Origin of the sequence: Belnapia arida, from assembly GCF_016773205.1 — a bacterium.
In the GTDB taxonomy this organism is placed as follows: Bacteria; Pseudomonadota; Alphaproteobacteria; order Acetobacterales; family Acetobacteraceae; genus Belnapia; species Belnapia arida.
This window is the reverse complement of the sequence record NZ_JAETWB010000009.1, coordinates 10,886-28,384: the sequence shown is the minus strand read 5'-3', so window position 1 is coordinate 28,384 and position 17,499 is coordinate 10,886. Positions and strand designations below refer to the sequence as shown.

Below are 17,499 nucleotides of genomic sequence, written 5' to 3'. Positions count from 1 at the left end.
CTACCCCGCGAAGGGGTCGCGCAGCGTGATCGTGTCGTCGCGGTCCGGGCTGGTGCTGAGCAGCACCACCGGCGCCTCGACCAGCTCCTCGATGCGGCGGACATACTTCACCGCCGCAGCCGGAAGGTCGGCATAGGAGCGGGCGCCGCGGGTAGAGCTGGTCCAGCCCTCCAGCACCTCATAGACCGGCTGCGCTGCGGCCTGCGCACCGGCAGCGGCCGGCAGGCGCCGATAGTGCTCGCCGCCGATCGTGTAGCCGGTGCAGATCCTCAACTCCGTAAGCCCGTCCAGCACGTCGAGCTTGGTGAGCGCGAGGCCCTGGATGCCGCCTGTCTTCACCGCCTGGCGCACCATGCAGGCGTCGAACCAGCCGCAGCGGCGGGGGCGGCCGGTCACCGTGCCGAACTCGCGGCCGCGCTCGCCGAGGCCACGGCCGATCTCGTCCTGCAGCTCGGTCGGGAAGGGGCCGCTGCCCACGCGCGTCGTGTAGGCCTTGGCGATGCCGAGGACCATGCCGATCGCATCCGGCCCGATGCCCGCGCCTGCCGCCGCATTGCCGGCGACGGTGTTGCTGCTGGTCACGTAGGGGTAGGTGCCGTGGTCGACGTCGAGCATCACCGCCTGGGCGCCTTCGAACAGCACGCGCTGGCCGTTGTGGCGGGAGGCGTCCAGCCGCTCCCACACCGCCTCGGAGAAGGGCAGCAGCCGCGGCGCCAGCGCCAGCAGCCCATCCAGCAGCGCCTGCTTCTCGAAGGTCTGGGCGCCGAGGCCGCGCAGCAGGCTGTTGTGGTGCAGCAGCAGCTCGTCGAGCTTGGCCGAGAGCGTCGCCGGCTCCGCCAGATCACACAGGCGGATGGAGCGGCGGCCGACCTTGTCCTCATAGGCCGGGCCAATCCCCCTCCCCGTGGTGCCGATCTTGTCCTCGCCGCGCGCTGCCTCGCGCGCCTTGTCGAGCGCCGGGTGCAGCGGCAGGATCAGCGGCGTGTTCTCGGCGATGCGGAGGTTCTCCGGCGTCACCGACAGCCCCTGCGCGGTCACGCGGTCGATCTCCGCGAGCAGCGCATCCGGGTCGAGCACCACGCCATTGCCGATGATGCCGAGCTTGCCGCGCACCACGCCCGAGGGCAGCAGCGAGAGCTTGTAGACCTGCTCGCCGATGACGAGGGTGTGGCCCGCATTGTGCCCGCCCTGGAAGCGCACGACGATGTCGGCCCGGCTCGCCAGCCAGTCCACCACCTTGCCCTTGCCCTCGTCGCCCCACTGAGCGCCGATCACCGCGACATTGGCCATCACACATCGTCCTTGCTGAAAGGCATGGCGCTGAAGGGCTGGGCCTCGCCGTCGCGCAGGACATGCGTGCAGCGCAGCGCGGCAGGGCTGTCGCCCGGCGCCAGGGCGGCGACCGTGGCGAAGCCCCCGTCCCGCAAGGCCGCGGCCGCGGCGGGCGGGGTGCCGAGGGGGAGGAAGATGCGCGGCCGCGCGGTTGCCGGCCGGGCAGCGCGCAGCACGGCATCGGGGTAGAGGCTCATCCCCGTCGCCGGCTCGTCATTGGCCGAGACGTAGCGGCCGCCCCGCGCCAGCTCGCCCGTGGCGCCCGGCCCGTAGAGGGTGAAGGCGACGCCCACATGGTAGCGGAAGCCGCGGAACTCCACCGGGTCGAGAGTGATGCGGAGATCGGGCGCGCGGGCCCGGATGGCGGCGATGACGGCCGCCGCATTGTCGGCGATGGCGCGCGCCGCGGGCGGCAGGTCGGCCCCCGCCAGCGCCTCCAGCGCCCCGTCGGCCGGCCCGGCGGCGGCCAGCAGCACCGGCAGCGCGGCGGCAAGCGGTCCGGCCTGCTCGGCCAGCTCCGTCGCCGCGGCGGCGTCCTTGCGGTCGAGCGCCCGGGCCAGCCGCTGGCTGAGCGCAGGCGGCACCCCGGCCGCCTCCAGCAGGGCCGGCGCCATGGTGGGCAGGGTGATGTCGAGCGAGACGGCGGCGACGCCGGCCCGCGCCAGCGCCTCGGCGGCAACCAGCGCCACCTCGGCATCCGCCTCCGCCGCGTCGCTGCCGATCAGCTCGATGCCCGCCTGGGGCAGCTGCCGCTCGGGCGCGAGTTGGGTGCCGCGCACGCGCAGCACCTGGCCGGCATAGCAGAGGCGGAGCGGGCGGGCCTGCAGGCCGAGCCGGGTGGCGGCGATGCGGGCGACCTGCGGGGTGGTGTCGGCGCGGAGCCCCATCATCCGCTGGCTGACCGGGTCCATCAGCCGGAAGGTCTGCTCGGCGACGGCGGCACCGGAGCCGGCCAGCAGGCTGTCCTCGAATTCCAGCAGCGGCGGCTTCACCCGCTCATAGCCATGGCCGGCGAAGGCGGCCATCAGCGTCTCGACGAGCGCCGCCTCCCGCTCCGCCTCGGGGGGGAGGAGGTCCATCAGCCCGGCGGGCAGCAGCGCGGGGTTGGGCAGGTCGTCGGTCATGCGGGCGCGGGTGTGGCAGGCGCCCGGTGGCGATGCAAGGGGCTCACGCCCCTATTCGTCCAGCGGGTAGTCGGCCAGTTCCGGCCGCATGGCCTCGATGACGAAGTCGACGAAGGCCGCCGGGGCGTCGAGGTAGAACTCCCGCGGCGAATAGGCGCCGACCCGCGCCTCCACCCCCTTCCCCGCCAGCCAGGCGGCCAGCGCCTCCAGCGCCTCCCGCGGCGTCTCGCTGAGGAAGGAGACCTGGGAGCGAAGCTTGTCCACATCCCGCCCGGGCGCGTCGCTGCGGCTGAATTGCAGGTCGATGTTCGCCCCCGGCTGGCGCAGCCAGATGGCGCGCTCCGTCCGCCGCAGCACGGCGAAGCCGAGCCGTGCGGTGAAGAGCGCGACCACCGTCTCGAAATGCTCCGGGTTCAGCCGGTTGGCGACATGATTGAAGCGCATCGGGCAGGCTCCGTGGGGTTCCCGCCCGCAGTGGAGCGCCGAAGCGCCGTGAGGTCGAGCCGTCCCCTCAGGATGCCACCTGCCCCTGCCCCATCGCGGCCTTCGCCGCCTCAAGGTCCATCCACATGATCTCCCAGTGATGGCCGTCCGGATCCTCGAAGCTGCGGCCATACATGAAGCCGTAATCCTGCACCTTGCACGGGTCCCTGGCGCCGCCGGCATCACCCGCCCGCTCGGCCATGGCATCCACCTCGGCGCGGCTCTCGGCGGAAAGGCAGATCAGCGCGGCGCTCGAGGCATGGGCATCGGCGATCGGCTTGGCGGTGAACTGCCGGTACTTGTCATGGGTCAGCAGCATGGCGTGGATGGTCTCGGAGAAGACCATGCAGGCGGCGGTCTCATCGGTGAAGCGGCGGTCCAGCGTCGCGCCTACGGCCTCGTAGAAGGCAATGGAACGCGTCAGGTCGGTCACGGGCAGGTTCACGAAGATCAGCTTCGGCATGGCGTTTTCCTCCTGGGGCTTGGCCAGCCTCGCCCGGACAGTTATATTTTGCAACCATGAAGTCAGAAAAAATAACTAACCCTGAGCCGCGCCGCTGGTACGAAGATGCCTGCGCCGCCGCCCATGCCCTCGACCTCGTCGGCGAGCGCTGGGCACTGCTGGTGATGCGGGAGCTGATGTTCGGTCCCCGGCGCTTCGGCGAGCTGCGCGCCAGCCTGCCCGGCATCAGCGCCAATGTGCTGACCCAGCGCTTGGCCGGGCTGGAAGCCGCCGGGGTGGTGGCGCGGCGCCGCCTGCCGCCCCCGGCCTCGGCCCAGGTCTATGCGCTGACCGAATGGGGGCTGGAGAGCGAGCCGATCTTCCAGGCGCTCGGCCGCTGGGCTGCGCGCTCGCCGCACCACGACCCGAGCCTGCCCTTCAGCGCCGCCTCGCTGCTGCTCTCGCTCCGCACCATGCTGGATGCGGGGCGGGCCGGGGGGCTCAGCGCGCGGGTCGGCTTCCGGCTGGGCCATGAGCGCTATCTGGCGCGGCTGGACGGCGGCCGGATCGCCATCGCCGCCGGGCCGGTCGAAGGGGCCGAGCTGGTCTTCGACGGGGCGCCGGCGGTCATCGCCGCCGCGATCTATGGCGGCGAGCCCCTCGCGGCGCTGGAGGCGGCCGGGGCGCTGCGGGTCGAGGGCGACCGGGCGCTGGCGGCGCGCTTCCTCACCTTCTTCCCGCTGCCGGAGAAGGCCGGGGCGCAGCAGGGATAGCCTGCGCGCGGCCGGCCTCCTCCGGCGACGCCGCTCTCCGGGCCCAGCCGATGGCGCGGCCCCGTCTCGAATGCCATGCGGGCACCGCTCCGCCGCGCCGGAACCCGACCGGGCGCAGGTCCGGCAGGTGGAGCAGGCCTCGCGGCGGGCGCGGCAATCCGGCGATCGCGCCTGCCCTGCGCGTCGCCTTCCTGCTATGCAGCAGGTGGCACAAGCTGGATCGATGATGACCGGAACCGAGGGCGCGGAGCCCGAATTCGACAAGCTGATCGCCTTCATCCAGGCCCATCGCGGGGTGGATTTCCGCGGCTACAAGAAGGCCAGCCTCCGCCGGCGCATCATCCGGCGGATGGAGGAGGTGCGTGCCGAAAGCTTCGCCGCCTACAACGCCCTGCTGGAGGCGCATCCGCAGGAATTCGCGGTGCTGCTCGATACGGTGCTGATCAACGTCACCTCCTTCTTCCGCGATGCGGAGGCCTGGGAGGCGCTGCGCCGGGAGATCGTGCCGCGCATCGTCGAGCGGCACCGGGCCGGCGGGCAAACGATCCGAATCTGGAGCGCCGGCTGCGCCACCGGACAGGAGCCCTACAGCCTCGCCATGCTCTTCGCCGAGGCGATGGGCGGCGCGGAAGCGCTGTTCCAGACGGCGAAGATCTACGCCACGGACCTCGACGAGGAGGCGCTGCAGAGCGCCCGTCATGCCAGCTACACCGCAGCCGAGGTCGAGACCGTGCCGCCCGGCCTGCTGGAGCGGTATTTCGACGTCAGCGGGGACCGCTACGTCGTCCGCCGCGATCTGCGCCGCTGCGTGATCTTCGGCCGGCACAACATCATCCATGATGCGCCGATCGGCCATGCGGACCTGATCCTCTGCCGCAACCTGCTGATCTACCTGGAGACGGAGACGCAGGACCTGGTGCTGCCGCGCCTCCACTACGCATTGCGGGACGGCGCCTTTCTCTGCCTGGGGAAGGCCGAGACGCAACTCGCCCGCTCCCGCCTGTTCGAGGCGGTGGATCTCAAGCACCGCGTCTTCCGCAAGGTCATGCAGGACTGGACGCGCACTCCCGGCGGCAGCCTCGGCTTCGTGCCCACCGCTTCCACCGGCGCCACGCCCTCCCGCCGGGCGCGGTTGCAGGAGGCGATCATCGATGGCGTGGACATCGCCTATCTTGCGGTCGACCTGGATGGTCGGCTTTCCTTCGCCAACCCCGCGGCGAAGCGGATGCTGGAGGTAGGCGAGGCCGATGTCGGCCGGCCCTTCCAGGACCTGAGCGTCTCCTACCGCCCGGCCGAGCTGCGCGGCCGCATCGAGGAGGCGCATTCCCTCGGCCGGACCGTGCGCCTCGAGCACCAGGAGTTCCACCGCGCTGCGGGCGAGCCGATGCGGCTCAGCATCGATGTGACGCCGATCTTCGGCCAGGACGGGCGACCATTCTCGACCCTGCTCGCCTTCACCGACAGCACGCGCGCCTACCTGCTCGGGCGGGAGCTGCAAGCGGTGCAGGAAGGGCTCGAGACCCATATCGAGGAGCTGCAATCCTCGAACGAGGAGCTGGAGACCACCAACGAGGAGCTGCAGTCCACCCGCGAGGAGTTGGAGACCACCAACGAGGAATTGCAAAGCGCCAACGAGGAGCTGGAGACCATGAACGAGGAACTCCGCTCCATCAACGAGGAGCTGGAGGTCGCGAACGAGGAGCTGCGGCGCCAGTCCGAGGAAGCTGGCGAGTTCCGCCGCTATGCCGATGCGGTGCTGCGCAGCATGGCCGCGGGCGTGGTGGTCCTCGACCGCGAGCTCCGGGTGCTGTCCTGGAACCGCTGGAGCGAGAATGCCTGGGGGCTGCGCGCCGACGAGGTCGCCGGCCAGGAATTCCTCATCCTCGACATCGGCCTGCCCGTGCTGCAACTGCGCCGGGACCTGCACCGCGTGCTGGCGGCCGAACTGCCGCAGCACGGCACGGAGCTGAGCGCGCTCGACCGCCGCGGCCGGCAGATCCGCATCCGCGTCCGCATCTTGCCGCTGCTCCGCGAGGGCCAGACGCCCGGTGGCCTGGTGCTGTTCATGGAGGATGTGACGGAAGCGGCGCGCCACGAGGACTACGTACGCCAGCTCGGGCGGATCGTCGGCCAGTCGCTGAACGAGGTCTATTTCCTGGACCCGGACAGTTTCCGTTTCACCCTGGTCAACCGCGGCGCCGAGAAGAAGCTCGGCTATTCCCTCACGCAGCTCCAGCAACTGCCGATCACCGACCTCATGCCCGGCGTGCCAGCCGAGGCCTTCCGCACCCTGGTCGCGCCGTTGCTGGCCGAGGAGAAGCAGGAGGTGGTGTTCGAGACCGTGTTGAGCGCCACCGGGGGCCGGACCTATCCGGCGGAGATCTGCCTGCAATACTTCGCCGAGGAGGAGCCGCCGATGCTGCTCGCGATCGTGCACGACACGACTGAGCGGCAGCGGCTGCTCGAGGCCAGCTAACCCCTGGTCCGCGGTCACCGGACCGCGGACCAGACTTTGGCGCGCTGCTTCGTCGCACGCTCCGGGCCATCGGCGGTTCCGCCTCAGACGATGGAATCGCCCGGCGGTCCGGCTGGCAGGTTGCCGATGCGCATGGTTTTGATGGCGTCGGCGATCAGATCGGCCGATCGTTCGGCCTCCAGGGCGGCCTGATGCCAGCGGGCGGCGGAATAGGTCATGCCGCGCTCCGCGGCGCTCGTCTCCATACGGCGGAACAGCACGAGGCGGTCGCGATGGGTGCGGGCCGCGACGGCCATGGCGTTCTCCAGCCCGTCGGCCTGCGCCGCCGCCAGGCTCTCCGCGCCATAGGCATGGCCGATCTGGCATCGGAAGCGGATGAGCTTTTCCTCCCGCACCTCGTTCAGCACCCCGCCGCAATCCGGGCAGCTGATCTGCGATGGTAATCCGACCAAATCCTGTCCCATGGCGGCGAGCTCCTGCCGGGCAATCCGGGCTTCGATCTGCAAATCCAACGGGATCGGGATAGCCGGGCCTGCCGGGCTTCGCGCCAGCCGGTCGAGCAACGGAACCATCAGCGCCATCGGCGCGCTATGGTCCGGGCTGTCGCCATTCAAGGCGTTGCGCGGCATGTCCGGCCAGACCGCATCGGCGGGGTCCTGCACCACGCTGATCCCGCCGCATCGCTTCACCGCCACCAGCCCGGCGGTGCCGTCATCCAGCGTCCCGGTCAGCACCACGCCGATCACGCGCGGGCCGCAGGTTACGGCCGCGGAGCGGAACAGCGCGTCCACCGCCGGGCGGGTCCGGTTCTCGAGCGGCCCCCGCCGCAGCAGGAGGTGCTGCCCGCCCGGCGCGACCAGCAGGTGGTGGTCGGGCGGCGCGACATAGGCCCGGCCTGGGAGGATCGGCTCCCCATCCAGCGCATGCGCCACCGGCATCGGGCCCGCGCGGGCCAGCAACTCCGGCAGGACGCTCCGGGCTCGGGGCGAGACATGCTGCACGATGAGTACCGCCGCGGGCAGTTCCGGCGACAGGCCGGCGGAGAGCCGTTGCAGTGCCTCCACCCCGCCCGCCGAGGCGCCGACGACGATGATGTCATGTCCCAACGCGTTGTCCCCTTCCGCACACGATCATGCCAACGCCTCGGGCAGGCCGTCCGTTGATATTTGCCGTCTCCCGTGAACGTTCGTCGCGTTTTGATCGTTGAGGGTCAAGGCGGAGGGTTGCATGTCTAGTTGTCGACCAGTCAAAGGGCTTGCAGCCGCAGCAAGGTTGCAACGCAACGTGCCTCGTTCCGATGATGACACGGAAGATGTCCGGCTGGCGCTCGAAGACGCGCAGGATGAGGTCGCTGCAATCGCCCGGGACCGCGATCAGCTTGCCCTGAAGCTCCATCAGGCCGAGGCGGCCCTCGCCGAGGAACGGCGTCGGGCCTCGCGGCATGAGGCCGTTATGAGGGATATGCGGCGTGGCCTGGAGGCCGCCATGACCCGGCACCCGGCTCCCGGCCCCAGGGAAACCGTCACCGAGGAGGAATTGCAGGTCGCGTTGGAGGAGTTGCGCGCGACGGCCGATGAGCTGGAAGAGAGCAATGCCGCGCTGACCCACCTGAACGAGAGCCTGGAGGACCATGTCACCAGGCGGACGGCGGAACTGGAGCAGGCGCTGGCGACACTGCGCGTGCAGGAGCAGCGGCTGCGCCTGATCTTCGAGGGTGCGACGGATACGGCGATCCTGACCCTCGACGACGAAGGGCGCATCTCCGCCTGGAATCCCGGTGCCGAGCGGCTGCTCGGCTTCACCGAGGCGGAGGTCCTAGGCCACCGTCTGGAGGCCATGTGGCTCCCCGAGGATCTCGAAAGGCGGGAGCCCGAGCAGGAGATGTGCCGGGCGCTGGATGCCGGGCGCGCCGATGACGAGCGCTGGCACCGGCGCAAGGACGGCACCCGCTTCTGGGCCAGCGGGATCATGGTGCCGCTCGCCGCCGGGCCGGACGGCAAGAGCCGGGGCTTCCTCAAGATCATGCGCGACCGCACGGAGCCGCGGCGGGAGGAGGAACGGCGCCTGGTGCTGCTGCGGGAGCTCGACCACAGGGTCAAGAACACGCTGGCCGTGGTGCAGTCGGTGACGATCCAGAGCCGGCGCTACGCGCCGACGCCGGCCGATTTCCAGGACGCGCTGCTGGCGCGGCTGGCCGCGCTCGCCCGCTCGCACGACCTGCTGACCCGTAACTCCTGGGAGGGTGCCTCGCTGCGCGACATCGTCCGGCAGACCCTGGCACCCTATGCCACGAAGGTCGGGCAGGACCGGGTGTCGCTGCAGGGCCCCCCGGTGCGGCTGACGCCGACGGCGGTGGTCACCCTCAACCTCGCCTTCCACGAGTTGGCGACGAATGCAGCCAAGTACGGCGCGCTCTCGGCACCGGGCGGCCGCGTCGAGGTCGGCTGGCATATCGACCGGACCACAAATGCGAAGCCGCAGCTCGAGGTCCACTGGAATGAACGGGGCGGGCCGCCGGTCCAGGTGCCGGTCAGTCGCGGGTTCGGCACCAGGCTCATCGAGCGCGGGCTGTCCCGCGAGTTCGATGCCGCGGTCCAGCTCGACTTCGCACCCGCCGGGGTCGAGTGCATGATCCGCCTGCCCTTCGCCCCCCGACTCGTCTCGCTCTGAGCCGTCCGGCGGCAAGGCGGGGCGGCGCGCCGGCCACCCCGCCCGCCGCAGGATCAGGCGCCGAAGCCGCCGTCGATGGTGTGCATCGCCCCGGTGACGAAGCCCGCCTCCGGCCCCGCCAGCCAGGCGACCATCCCCGCCACGTCCTCCGGCCGCCCATGCCGCTTGAAGGCCATGGCGGGGTAGACCAAGTCCTTGAACGGCCCGTCCGCCGGGTTCATGTCGGTGTCGATCGGCCCCGGCTGCACGACGTTCACCGTGATCCCGCGCGGGCCGAAATCCCGCGCCAGGCCGCGCGCCATGCTTTGCATCGCCGACTTGCTCATCGCATAGGCCGAGATGCCCGGGAAGGAGACCCGGTCGCCGTTGACCGAACCGATGACGATGATCCGCCCGCCCTCCGGCATGCGCCGCGCCGCCTCCACCGAAGCGTGGTAGGGCGCGGCGATGTTAATGCGGATCAGCTGGTCCACCGCGTCGGGGTCCATCTCCAGCGGGTCGCCGTAGACGACGACCCCGGCATTCACCACCAGCACGTCGAGCGGCCCGCTGTCGCGCACCCGCGCGATGACGGCGTCGCGGTCGGCGCTGTCGGTCATCACGGCCGTGGCGCCCGTCTCCGCCGCCAGCCGCTCGGCGGCCTCCTTCGAGCCGGCATAGGTGAAGGTCACCGCCGCGCCATCGGCGGCGAAGCGCCGCACGATCGCCGCCCCGATCCCCCGGCTACCGCCGAGCACGAGAACGGACTTACCCTGAACACCGGCCATCAGGCCCTCCTTGAGATTTAGCGTAGTGACAGCTACATAAATCACCCGGAGGCCTCGTCAAGGCATTTTGTATCAATGACTACAAATCCCCCGCGCGCCCGCGGCCGCCCCCGCCGCTTCGACCCGGAGCAGGCCGTCGCCACCGCCCAGCGCCTGTTCCATGCCCGCGGCTACGACGCCGTCAGCGTCGCCGACCTCACCGAGGCGCTCGGCATCAACCCGCCCAGCTTCTACGCCGCCTTCGGCAGCAAGGCCGGCCTCTACGCCCGCATCCTGGGCCGCTACACCGGCACGGGGGCCCTCCCCCTGGCCGAGATCCTCCGCCCCGGCCGCCCGGTGCCCGAAGCCCTCGCCGCCATGCTGGAGGAGGCCGCCCGCCGCTATGCCGCCGACCCCGCCGCTGCCGGCTGCCTCGCCATCGAGGGTGCCCGCTGCAACGACCCGGAGGCGCGTGCGGCGGCCCGCGCCCTGACCGCCGCCGGCGAGGACAGCATCCGCCGCTTCATCGCGGCCACACAGCCAGAGGCGGCCGAACGCCTGACCGACTACGTCGTCACCGTGATGGCCGGCCTCTCCACCATGGCCCGCGAGGGCCAGGGGCTCGACCGCCTGCTCGCCACAGCCCGCCTCGCCAGCCTCGGCCTCGCACAGGCACGCCAGGACTGACCGCCTCCCGGGATGGCCGCGTGACCGACACGGCGTCCCGCAACCCGGCCGGACCGAAGGAGACACCATGACCCATCCGCGCCCGCGCTACATCACCTTCGACTGCTACGGCACCCTGACCAACTTCCAGATGGGCCCGCTGGCACGCGGGCACTTCGCGGACTGCGTGCCGGCGGAGCGCATGGATGCCTTCCTGCGCGACTTCAGCGCCTACCGCCTGGACGAGGTCCTCGGCGCCTGGAAGCCCTATGCCGAGGTGCTGGACAATGCCGTGCGCCGCACCTGCGCGAAGCACGGGATCGCCTGCCGCGAGGGCGAGGGCGCCCGCTTCTCGGAGGCGGTGCCGAGCTGGGGCCCGCATCCGGACGTGCCGGAGCCGCTGAAGCGCGTGGCGAAGGAGTTCCCCCTCGTCATCCTCTCCAACGCCGCCAACCACCAGATCCACCACAACGTGGCGAAGCTGGAGGCGCCCTTCCACGCCGTCTTCACCGCGGAGCAGGCGCAGGCCTACAAGCCGCGCATGCAAGCCTTCGAATACATGCTGGGCCAGCTGGACGCGCGGCCGGAGGAGCTGCTGCACGTCTCCTCCTCCTTCCGCTACGACATGATGACGGCGCACGACCTCGGCATCCGCGACAAGGCCTGGGTCAATCGCGGCCACGAGCCCCGCGGCAACGCCTTCTACGGTTTCCACGAGATCGCCGATATCGGCGGCCTGCCGGGCCTGCTCGGCCTCTGACCGCCCAAGCCCGCCCCGGAGCCCGCACCATGTCGCCACCCGTCGATCCCGTCACCAGCGATCCGAGCCTGCCCGCCGAGATGGATGTCGCCATCATCGGCGGCGGCATCGCCGGGGTGACGGCCGCCTATTTCCTGGCGAAGGCGGGGCAGCGCGTCGCCCTGCTGGAGAAGGGCGTCATCGCCGGCGAGCAGTCCAGCCGCAACTGGGGCTGGTGCCGGGTGCAGAACCGCGACGAGCGCGAGATTCCGGTCATGCTCCGCAGCATGGAGCTGTGGGACAGCCTGCCAAAGGAGGCCGGGATCGATGTCGGCTTCCTCCGCACCGGCCTCGTCTACGCGACGCGCAGCGAGAGCGAGCTGGAGACCTGGCGCCGCTGGGTGGAGATGGCCCGCGGCTACCAGTTCCACAGCCGCCTCCTCTCCGCCGAGGAGGTGGCTCCGATGGTCCCCGGCCCCGCAGGCGGCTGGATTGGGGGCATCCATTCGCCGCGCGACGGCCGCGCGGAGCCGCGCAAGGCGGCACCCGCCATCGCCACGGCGGCGCGGAAGCTCGGTGCCAGCATCCACCAGCGCTGCGCCGTGCGCGGCCTCGACATCGAGGGCGGCCGCATCGCCGGCGTCATCACCGAGCACGGACGCCTCCGCGCGCCGCAGGTCCTGCTCGCGGGCGGCGCCTGGTCCTCGATGATGCTGCGGCGCCACGGGCTCGGCCTGCCGCAGTCAAGCATCCGCTCCACCGTCTTCCTCACCGAGCCGGCGCCGGAGATCACGCCGGGCGGCCTCTACACGCCCGACATCACCATCGGCCGGCGCGAGGATGGCAGCTACATCGTCGCGGCCAACAACCGGGGGCAGATCGAGATCACGCCCCAGGGCATGCGCTACGCCCGCAAATTCTGGCCGACGCTGGTCGCGCGGCGGCACATGGTGAAGTTCGGCATCGGCGCCTCCTTCTTCCGCGGTCCCGAGGCCGTCGTCGGCCGCTGGCGCATGGACCGCCCGACGATCTTCGAGGCGGACGACATGCGCATCCTCGACCCGGCACCGAAGGCCGGCGTGGCGGAGCCCGCCCTGAAGCAGCTCGCCACCTCCTACCCGGAGCTTGCGGGGGTGAAGATGGGACGCGTCTGGGGCGGCTGGATCGACTCCACGCCGGATGCGGTGCCGGTGATCGCCCCGGTGGGCATGCTCCCCGGCCTCTATCTTTCCACCGGCTACAGCGGCCATGGCTTCGGGATCGGGCCCGGGGCCGGGCAGCTCGCCGCCGACCTCATCCTGGGCCGCACCCCCGCGGTGGATCCCTCCCCCTTCCGCTACGAGCGCCTGATCGACGGCTCCCGCATCCAGAAGCCCGGGATGATGTGACGATGCGGATGGTGCCCTACTGGCTCGACACCGCGACGCCCCTCGCCGATGCGGAGACAGGCCCGGTGGAGGGACGGGTGGACGTGGCGGTGATCGGCGGCGGCTTCACCGGCCTCTCCCCCGCACTCGCCCTGGCGCGGCGCGGGCGTGGCCGTGCTGGAGGCGGGCCGGGTCGTCGGCCAGGCCTCCGGCCGCAACGGCGGGCATGTCGACAACGGCACCGCGCACAACTTCGCCTCGCTGGCCGGGATGCTCGGCCTCGACCATGCCAGGCGCCTCTGCCGTCCCTTCGACGATGCGGTGGACACGGTCGAGCGCATCGCGCGGGAGCTGCCGATCTACCGGTATGCGGTCGTCGAGGGCGTCAAGGACACGCTGGTCGGCCTCATGCCCAACGTGAATGTGCGGCAGAACACCTGGAACATGACGGACAGGTACCGGGCCGGTTGAGAGCCGAGGACGGAAGGCAGGCATGACGGCGGAATGCCCCATGGCGCATGGCACGGCGCAGCTTCGTGCGCTGGCCGCCGCCGACCTCCCGGCGGCGCAGGCGCTGACGGCGGCGCTGCGCTGGCCGTTCCGTCTGGAGGACTGGACCTTCGCCTTCGCACTTGGCGAGGGCCTGGCGGCGGAGCTGGACGGAAGGCTGGCCGGCACGGCGCTCGGCTGGCGCTACGGGCCGGCGGCGAACCTTGGCATGGTGGTGGTCGCCGAAGCGGCCCAGGGCCGCGGCCTCGGGCGCGCACTGACCGAGGGCGTGCTGGACATACTCGGCGAACGGAGCGTGATGCTCTGCGCCACCGTCTCCGGCTCGCCGCTCTACCGCAAGCTGGGCTTCGCCAGCCTGGGCCTCATTCGTCAGCACCAGGGCGAGGTGATCGCCACGGCGCCCGTCCCGCTGCCGCCGGGGCAGCGGCTCCGCCCCGTCGGCCGGGAGGACGCGCCGCTGCTCGCGGCGCTGGACCGCCGGGCGCTCGGCCTGCACCGCGACGCGCTGATCGGCGCGCTGCTGCCCGTCGCGGAGGGTATGGTGCTGGAGCAGGATGGGGAGGCTATCGGCTTCGCCCTCGTCCGCCGCTTCGGGCGCGGGCAGGTGATCGGGCCGGTGGTGGCACCCGACCGGGCCTCCGCGCAGGCGCTGATCGCGCATGGGCTTGGCGCGCGGGCCGGGCAGTTCGTCCGGATCGACGTGCCGGACGGCAGCGGGCTCTCGCCCTGGCTGCCCTCCCTCGGCCTGGCCGAGGTGGATACCGGCCAGATGATGGTGCGCGGCACGCCGCCGCGCGGCGACGGCAGGCTGGGCGCCTTCGCACTGGTCAGCCAGTCCCTGGGTTGAGGAGGGCGCATGAGCCTCGTTTGCAAATCCGAAGCGGCCCGCGGCGAGGCCTGGCGGCGCCTCCTCGCCGAGGCCCTGCCCGACCTGCCCTTCCACATCTGCCCCGAGACCGGCGATGCGGCGGCCGTGCGCTACCTGGCAACCGCTGGAGGATCACGCGCAGCGCTCTCCGGCGTTCGAGGTGCTGTTCTCGGTCGGCGCCGGAGTGGACCAGTTCGACCTCGCTGCCCTGCCGCCCGGGGTGCAGGTCGTGCGGATGGTGGAATTCGTCACCCTCGCCGTGCCCGGACCGATCGACCGGAGGCGGGGTTGCTGGGTCCAGGCCGGGACCGGGCCTGCGGCCGTCACTCCTCCGCCGCCGGCCCCGCCTCGACATAGGCCATCAGGTTCTCCAGCCGGTCCGCCTCGCTCGCCGGCTTGTCGGTGCGGATGCGGGCGATGCGCGGGAAGCGCAGCGCAACGCCCGACTTGTGCCGGCCAGAGAGCTGCGCGGCGTCGAAGATCACCTCCAGCACCAGCGCCTTCTCCACCTCCCGCACCGGGCCGAAGCGGCTGACCGTGTGGTTCCTGATCCAACGGTCGAGCCAACCCAGCTCCTCATCCGTGTAGCCGGAATAGGCCTTGCCGACCGGCACCAGCTCCTCCCCGCCGCCCTCCACCGGGCGCCAGAGGCCGAAGGTGTAGTCGGAATAGAAGCTGCTGCGCTTGCCATGGCCGCGCTGGGCATACATCAGCACCGCGTCGATGCTGAGCGGGTCGCGCTTCCACTTCCACCACATCCCCTTCTGCCGGCCGGCGAGATAGGGGCTGTCGGCGCGCTTCAGCATCAGCCCCTCGATGGAGGCGGCGCGCGCCCCGTCCCGCACCTCGGAAAGCTGCGCCACGGAGGCGAAGGCGATCAGCGCCGAGAGGTCCATGCGCGGCGGCGCGTGCCGCTCCACCCAGGCCTCCAGCCGCTGGCGGCGCGCGTCGAAGGGCAGCGGGCGTAGATCCTCGCCCCCCTCGAAGAGCAAGTCGTAGAGCCGCACGCCGACCGGATAGTCCCGCAGCATCTTCGGCCCGACCAGCTTGCGGTTCAGCCGCTGCTGCAGGTCCGCGAAGGGCGCCACGAGGCCGTCGCGGATCACCAGCAGCTCGCCATCGAGCACGCCGTGGAACTCCATCGCCTCGACGATCTCGGGGAAGCCGCCCGAGATGTCCTCGCCGCCCCGGCTCCAGATGCGCCGCCCGCCGGGCCCCGCGGTGAGTTGGACGCGGATGCCGTCCCATTTCCACTCGGCGCGCCAGGCCGCCGGGTCGAGCGCAGCCAGGTCGCGGTCCTCCAGCGGATGGGCGAGCATCAGCGGGCGGAAGACCGGGGCGTCACGCGGGTCGGGCCGTTCCGCATGGCCCTCGAGCCAGCGGAAGATCGGCAGGTAGGGCGGGGCGACGCCGTGCCAGATCTCCTCGATCTCCTCCACCGGCTTGCCCGACCACTCCGCCAGCGCGACCCGCGCCAGCCGCCCGGAGACGCCGACGCGCAATCCCCCGGTGATGAGCTTGATGAGCGCCAGCCGCCCGCCGGAATCGAGCGTGTCGAGCCAGCCCGAGATCAGCCCCGGCAGCTCCGCCTTCGGCGTCACCTCCAGCGTCTCCACCACCTCGGACAGCGCCGGCGGCGGCGCGTTGACGCCGGCGCGCTCCGGCCAGATCAGCGCCACCGTCTCGGCCAGGTCGCCGACATAGTCATGGCTGAGGGCGAGCAGCACCGGGTCGGTGCGGGCCGCGGCGAGGTCGCGGATCATCGCCGGCTTGGCGGCGGTGAAGACCAGCTCCTCGGTCAGCGCGGCCAATCCGATGCCCCGGTCCGGGTCCGGCTGGGTGGCGAACCAGTCGCGCAGCAGGGCGAGCTTGGCATTGCGGCCAGGGGTGAAGATCAGCCGCTCCAGCAGCTCCGCGAAGGCCGGGACGCTCATGCCGCAGGGGCCCCCTCGGGCGCCTCGGCCACCGCCTCGTCCTCATCCTCGCCGAGCCCGACGAGGTGCAGCGCCCGCCCGCGGATGCCGCGCCCCGCCAGCGCATGCACCAGCGCATCGTCCCGCCCATGCGTCACCCAGACCTCCGGCGCGCCGACCTCGTCGATAGTGCGGTTGAGGTCCGGCCAATCGGCATGGTCGCTGATGACCATGGGCAGCTCCACCCCCCGCGTCCTGGCCCGCTGCCGCACCCGCATCCAGCCGCTGGCGAGCGCCGTGACCGGCTCCGCCAGCCGCCGCGCCCAGCGGTCGGCGATGGCCGAGGGCGGCGCGAGCACGATCGCCCCGCGCAGCTCCGCCTTGTTGGCGACGGTCGCCGGCCGCAGCTCGCCGAGGGGGACGCCGAGCTCCTCGTAGAGCCGGCATAGCGGCTGCTGCGCTCCGTGCAGGTGGATCGGCCGGTCCCAGCCCGCCGCGCGCAGCAGGGTGATGAGCCGCTGGCACTTCCCCAGCGCGTAGCAGCCGACCACATGCGTCCGCTCCGGGAAGAGGGCGAGGCTCTTCAGCAGCTTCGCCACCTCATGCGCCGGGTCCGGGTGGCGGAAGACCGGCAGGGCGAAGGTCGCCTCGGTGACGAAGACATCGCAGGGGACGGGCTCGAAGGGCAGGCAGGTCGCATCCGCCTGCCGCTTGTAGTCGCCGGAGACGACCGCTCGGCTGCCCTGCCACTCCATCACCACCTGCGCCGAGCCGAGCACATGCCCGGCGGGGACGAGGCGGATCGTCACCTCGCCCTGGCGCAGCACCTCGCCATGGCGCATCGCCTGCTGGGCGGCGCCGGCCCCCTCCCCCATCCGCGCCCGCATGATGGCGAGCGTCTCCGGCGTCGCCAGCACGGATCGGTGGCCGGGGCGAGCATGGTCGGCATGGCCATGGGTGATGACGGCCCGCTCGACCGGCCGCACCGGGTCGATGAAGAAGCCGCCGGGCTCGCAGAACAGCCCGTCGGGCAGGACCCGGAGCCAGGTTTCGGGATGAGGCATGACGGCAGAAGCTTGGCCATGTCCGGCCGGGCTTCAACCCATCACCTTCCCGCCAGCGATCCGTTGCGGGTGTGGACAAATAGCCTCCCGGTTGAGGACATTCCGCCCTGGCAGGGGCCGGCCGGCAAGGTGGCGCAGCCGGGCGGGCTCGTTCCGGCCGTGGCGGCAACCTCGCACCCGGCCCGCCGTTCCCAGCAACGTGGGTCGGGAGACGGCCAGGAAACCTCTGGTCGTCTCGCGCGTCACACAGGACCGAAACTGCAACGGCCATGCGGCGTCGCGGCATCGAAGAAGGGCAGAGGAATTGGATGTCGCCAGGGCAAGGG

Annotated in this window: 16 protein-coding genes; 8 read left to right on the top strand and 8 right to left on the bottom strand. The window is 71.7% G+C overall.

The window, feature by feature from the left end:
• The 4 genes from JMJ56_RS17870 to JMJ56_RS17855 all read right to left on the bottom strand — a co-directional run bounded on the left by JMJ56_RS17870 (position 1) and on the right by JMJ56_RS17855 (position 3,402).
• Positions 1 to 1,290, bottom strand: a complete 1,290-nt coding sequence (locus JMJ56_RS17870; protein WP_202833128.1) for an adenylosuccinate synthase — start codon at positions 1,288 to 1,290, stop codon at positions 1 to 3.
• Positions 1,290 to 2,456, bottom strand: coding sequence for an ATP phosphoribosyltransferase regulatory subunit (locus JMJ56_RS17865; protein WP_202833127.1), 1,167 nt, complete (start codon positions 2,454 to 2,456; stop codon positions 1,290 to 1,292). The genes JMJ56_RS17870 and JMJ56_RS17865 overlap by 1 nt, the downstream gene beginning before the upstream one ends.
• Positions 2,457 to 2,507: 51 nt before the next feature.
• The gene (locus JMJ56_RS17860; RefSeq protein ID WP_202833126.1) at positions 2,508 to 2,900 is read right to left on the bottom strand and encodes a hypothetical protein; all 393 of its coding nucleotides are present in this window, start codon (positions 2,898 to 2,900) and stop codon (positions 2,508 to 2,510) included.
• Between the two features lie 67 nt (positions 2,901 to 2,967).
• Positions 2,968 to 3,402 carry a VOC family protein gene (locus tag JMJ56_RS17855; RefSeq protein WP_202833125.1) on the bottom strand — a complete coding sequence of 145 codons (435 nt, stop codon included), beginning with the start codon at positions 3,400 to 3,402 and terminating at the stop codon, positions 2,968 to 2,970.
• A 56-nt stretch (positions 3,403 to 3,458) separates the two neighbouring features.
• Here JMJ56_RS17855 and JMJ56_RS17850 point away from each other — a divergent pair, with 56 nt between their 5' ends.
• Together JMJ56_RS17850 and JMJ56_RS17845 are read left to right on the top strand one after the other, a co-directional pair.
• Complete coding sequence (locus tag JMJ56_RS17850) at positions 3,459 to 4,154, top strand: winged helix-turn-helix transcriptional regulator (RefSeq protein WP_202833124.1); 696 nt, start codon at positions 3,459 to 3,461, stop codon at positions 4,152 to 4,154.
• 226 nt (positions 4,155 to 4,380) lie between these two features.
• Complete coding sequence (locus JMJ56_RS17845; RefSeq protein ID WP_236037904.1) at positions 4,381 to 6,630, top strand: CheR family methyltransferase; 2,250 nt, start codon at positions 4,381 to 4,383, stop codon at positions 6,628 to 6,630.
• A gap of 83 nt (positions 6,631 to 6,713) precedes the next feature.
• Here JMJ56_RS17845 and JMJ56_RS17840 read toward each other — a convergent pair whose 3' ends face one another.
• Complete coding sequence (locus JMJ56_RS17840; RefSeq protein ID WP_202833122.1) at positions 6,714 to 7,736, bottom strand: chemotaxis protein CheB; 1,023 nt, start codon at positions 7,734 to 7,736, stop codon at positions 6,714 to 6,716.
• Between the two features lie 178 nt (positions 7,737 to 7,914).
• Between JMJ56_RS17840 and JMJ56_RS17835 the strand changes: the two genes are divergently transcribed.
• The gene (locus JMJ56_RS17835; RefSeq protein WP_328702414.1) at positions 7,915 to 9,300 is read left to right on the top strand and encodes an HWE histidine kinase domain-containing protein; all 1,386 of its coding nucleotides are present in this window, start codon (positions 7,915 to 7,917) and stop codon (positions 9,298 to 9,300) included.
• Positions 9,301 to 9,353: 53 nt separating this feature from the next.
• Here JMJ56_RS17835 and bdcA read toward each other — a convergent pair whose 3' ends face one another.
• The gene (bdcA, locus tag JMJ56_RS17830; protein ID WP_202833121.1) at positions 9,354 to 10,067 is read right to left on the bottom strand and encodes an SDR family oxidoreductase; all 714 of its coding nucleotides are present in this window, start codon (positions 10,065 to 10,067) and stop codon (positions 9,354 to 9,356) included.
• Between the two features lie 75 nt (positions 10,068 to 10,142).
• Between bdcA and JMJ56_RS17825 the strand changes: the two genes are divergently transcribed.
• From JMJ56_RS17825 to JMJ56_RS17805, 5 genes are all read left to right on the top strand, one after another.
• Positions 10,143 to 10,733 (top strand): TetR/AcrR family transcriptional regulator, encoded by a 591-nt coding sequence (locus tag JMJ56_RS17825; protein ID WP_202833120.1) that lies wholly within the window; start codon positions 10,143 to 10,145, stop codon positions 10,731 to 10,733.
• Positions 10,734 to 10,800: 67 nt separating this feature from the next.
• On the top strand, positions 10,801 to 11,472 hold the full coding sequence (locus tag JMJ56_RS17820; RefSeq protein ID WP_202833119.1) for a haloacid dehalogenase type II: 672 nt from the start codon (positions 10,801 to 10,803) through the stop codon (positions 11,470 to 11,472).
• Positions 11,473 to 11,501: 29 nt separating this feature from the next.
• Positions 11,502 to 12,839 carry an NAD(P)/FAD-dependent oxidoreductase gene (locus JMJ56_RS17815; RefSeq protein WP_202833118.1) on the top strand — a complete coding sequence of 446 codons (1,338 nt, stop codon included), beginning with the start codon at positions 11,502 to 11,504 and terminating at the stop codon, positions 12,837 to 12,839.
• 147 nt (positions 12,840 to 12,986) lie between these two features.
• Positions 12,987 to 13,289 carry a hypothetical protein gene (locus JMJ56_RS35310; protein ID WP_202833117.1) on the top strand — a complete coding sequence of 101 codons (303 nt, stop codon included), beginning with the start codon at positions 12,987 to 12,989 and terminating at the stop codon, positions 13,287 to 13,289.
• Positions 13,290 to 13,311: 22 nt separating this feature from the next.
• Positions 13,312 to 14,175 (top strand): GNAT family N-acetyltransferase, encoded by an 864-nt coding sequence (locus JMJ56_RS17805; protein WP_202833116.1) that lies wholly within the window; start codon positions 13,312 to 13,314, stop codon positions 14,173 to 14,175.
• 344 nt (positions 14,176 to 14,519) lie between these two features.
• Here the strand turns inward: JMJ56_RS17805 and JMJ56_RS17800 are convergent, their stop codons facing one another.
• Positions 14,520 to 16,130 (bottom strand): cisplatin damage response ATP-dependent DNA ligase, encoded by a 1,611-nt coding sequence (locus tag JMJ56_RS17800; RefSeq protein WP_202833115.1) that lies wholly within the window; start codon positions 16,128 to 16,130, stop codon positions 14,520 to 14,522.
• Positions 16,127 to 17,173: a ligase-associated DNA damage response exonuclease gene (locus JMJ56_RS17795; RefSeq protein WP_202833114.1), complete on the bottom strand. Its 1,047-nt coding sequence runs from the start codon at positions 17,171 to 17,173 to the stop codon at positions 16,127 to 16,129. Before JMJ56_RS17795 ends, JMJ56_RS17800 begins: the two co-directional genes overlap by 4 nt.
• Between the last annotated feature and the right edge of the window lie 326 nt (positions 17,174 to 17,499).

What these genes read in the sequence shown, in the direction of transcription:
- JMJ56_RS17870 (WP_202833128.1), bottom strand. Translation starts at nt 1,290, where the DNA reads ATGGCCAATGTCGCGGTGATCGGCGCTCAGTGGGGCGACGAGGGCAAG.
- JMJ56_RS17865 (WP_202833127.1), bottom strand. Translation starts at nt 2,456, where the DNA reads ATGACCGACGACCTGCCCAACCCCGCGCTGCTGCCCGCCGGGCTGATG.
- JMJ56_RS17860 (WP_202833126.1), bottom strand. Translation starts at nt 2,900, where the DNA reads ATGCGCTTCAATCATGTCGCCAACCGGCTGAACCCGGAGCATTTCGAG.
- JMJ56_RS17855 (WP_202833125.1), bottom strand. Translation starts at nt 3,402, where the DNA reads ATGCCGAAGCTGATCTTCGTGAACCTGCCCGTGACCGACCTGACGCGT.
- JMJ56_RS17850 (WP_202833124.1), top strand. Translation starts at nt 3,459, where the DNA reads ATGAAGTCAGAAAAAATAACTAACCCTGAGCCGCGCCGCTGGTACGAA.
- JMJ56_RS17845 (WP_236037904.1), top strand. Translation starts at nt 4,381, where the DNA reads ATGACCGGAACCGAGGGCGCGGAGCCCGAATTCGACAAGCTGATCGCC.
- bdcA (WP_202833121.1), bottom strand. Translation starts at nt 10,067, where the DNA reads ATGGCCGGTGTTCAGGGTAAGTCCGTTCTCGTGCTCGGCGGTAGCCGG.
- JMJ56_RS17825 (WP_202833120.1), top strand. Translation starts at nt 10,143, where the DNA reads ATGACTACAAATCCCCCGCGCGCCCGCGGCCGCCCCCGCCGCTTCGAC.
- JMJ56_RS17820 (WP_202833119.1), top strand. Translation starts at nt 10,801, where the DNA reads ATGACCCATCCGCGCCCGCGCTACATCACCTTCGACTGCTACGGCACC.
- JMJ56_RS17815 (WP_202833118.1), top strand. Translation starts at nt 11,502, where the DNA reads ATGTCGCCACCCGTCGATCCCGTCACCAGCGATCCGAGCCTGCCCGCC.
- JMJ56_RS17805 (WP_202833116.1), top strand. Translation starts at nt 13,312, where the DNA reads ATGACGGCGGAATGCCCCATGGCGCATGGCACGGCGCAGCTTCGTGCG.
- JMJ56_RS17800 (WP_202833115.1), bottom strand. Translation starts at nt 16,130, where the DNA reads ATGAGCGTCCCGGCCTTCGCGGAGCTGCTGGAGCGGCTGATCTTCACC.
- JMJ56_RS17795 (WP_202833114.1), bottom strand. Translation starts at nt 17,173, where the DNA reads ATGCCTCATCCCGAAACCTGGCTCCGGGTCCTGCCCGACGGGCTGTTC.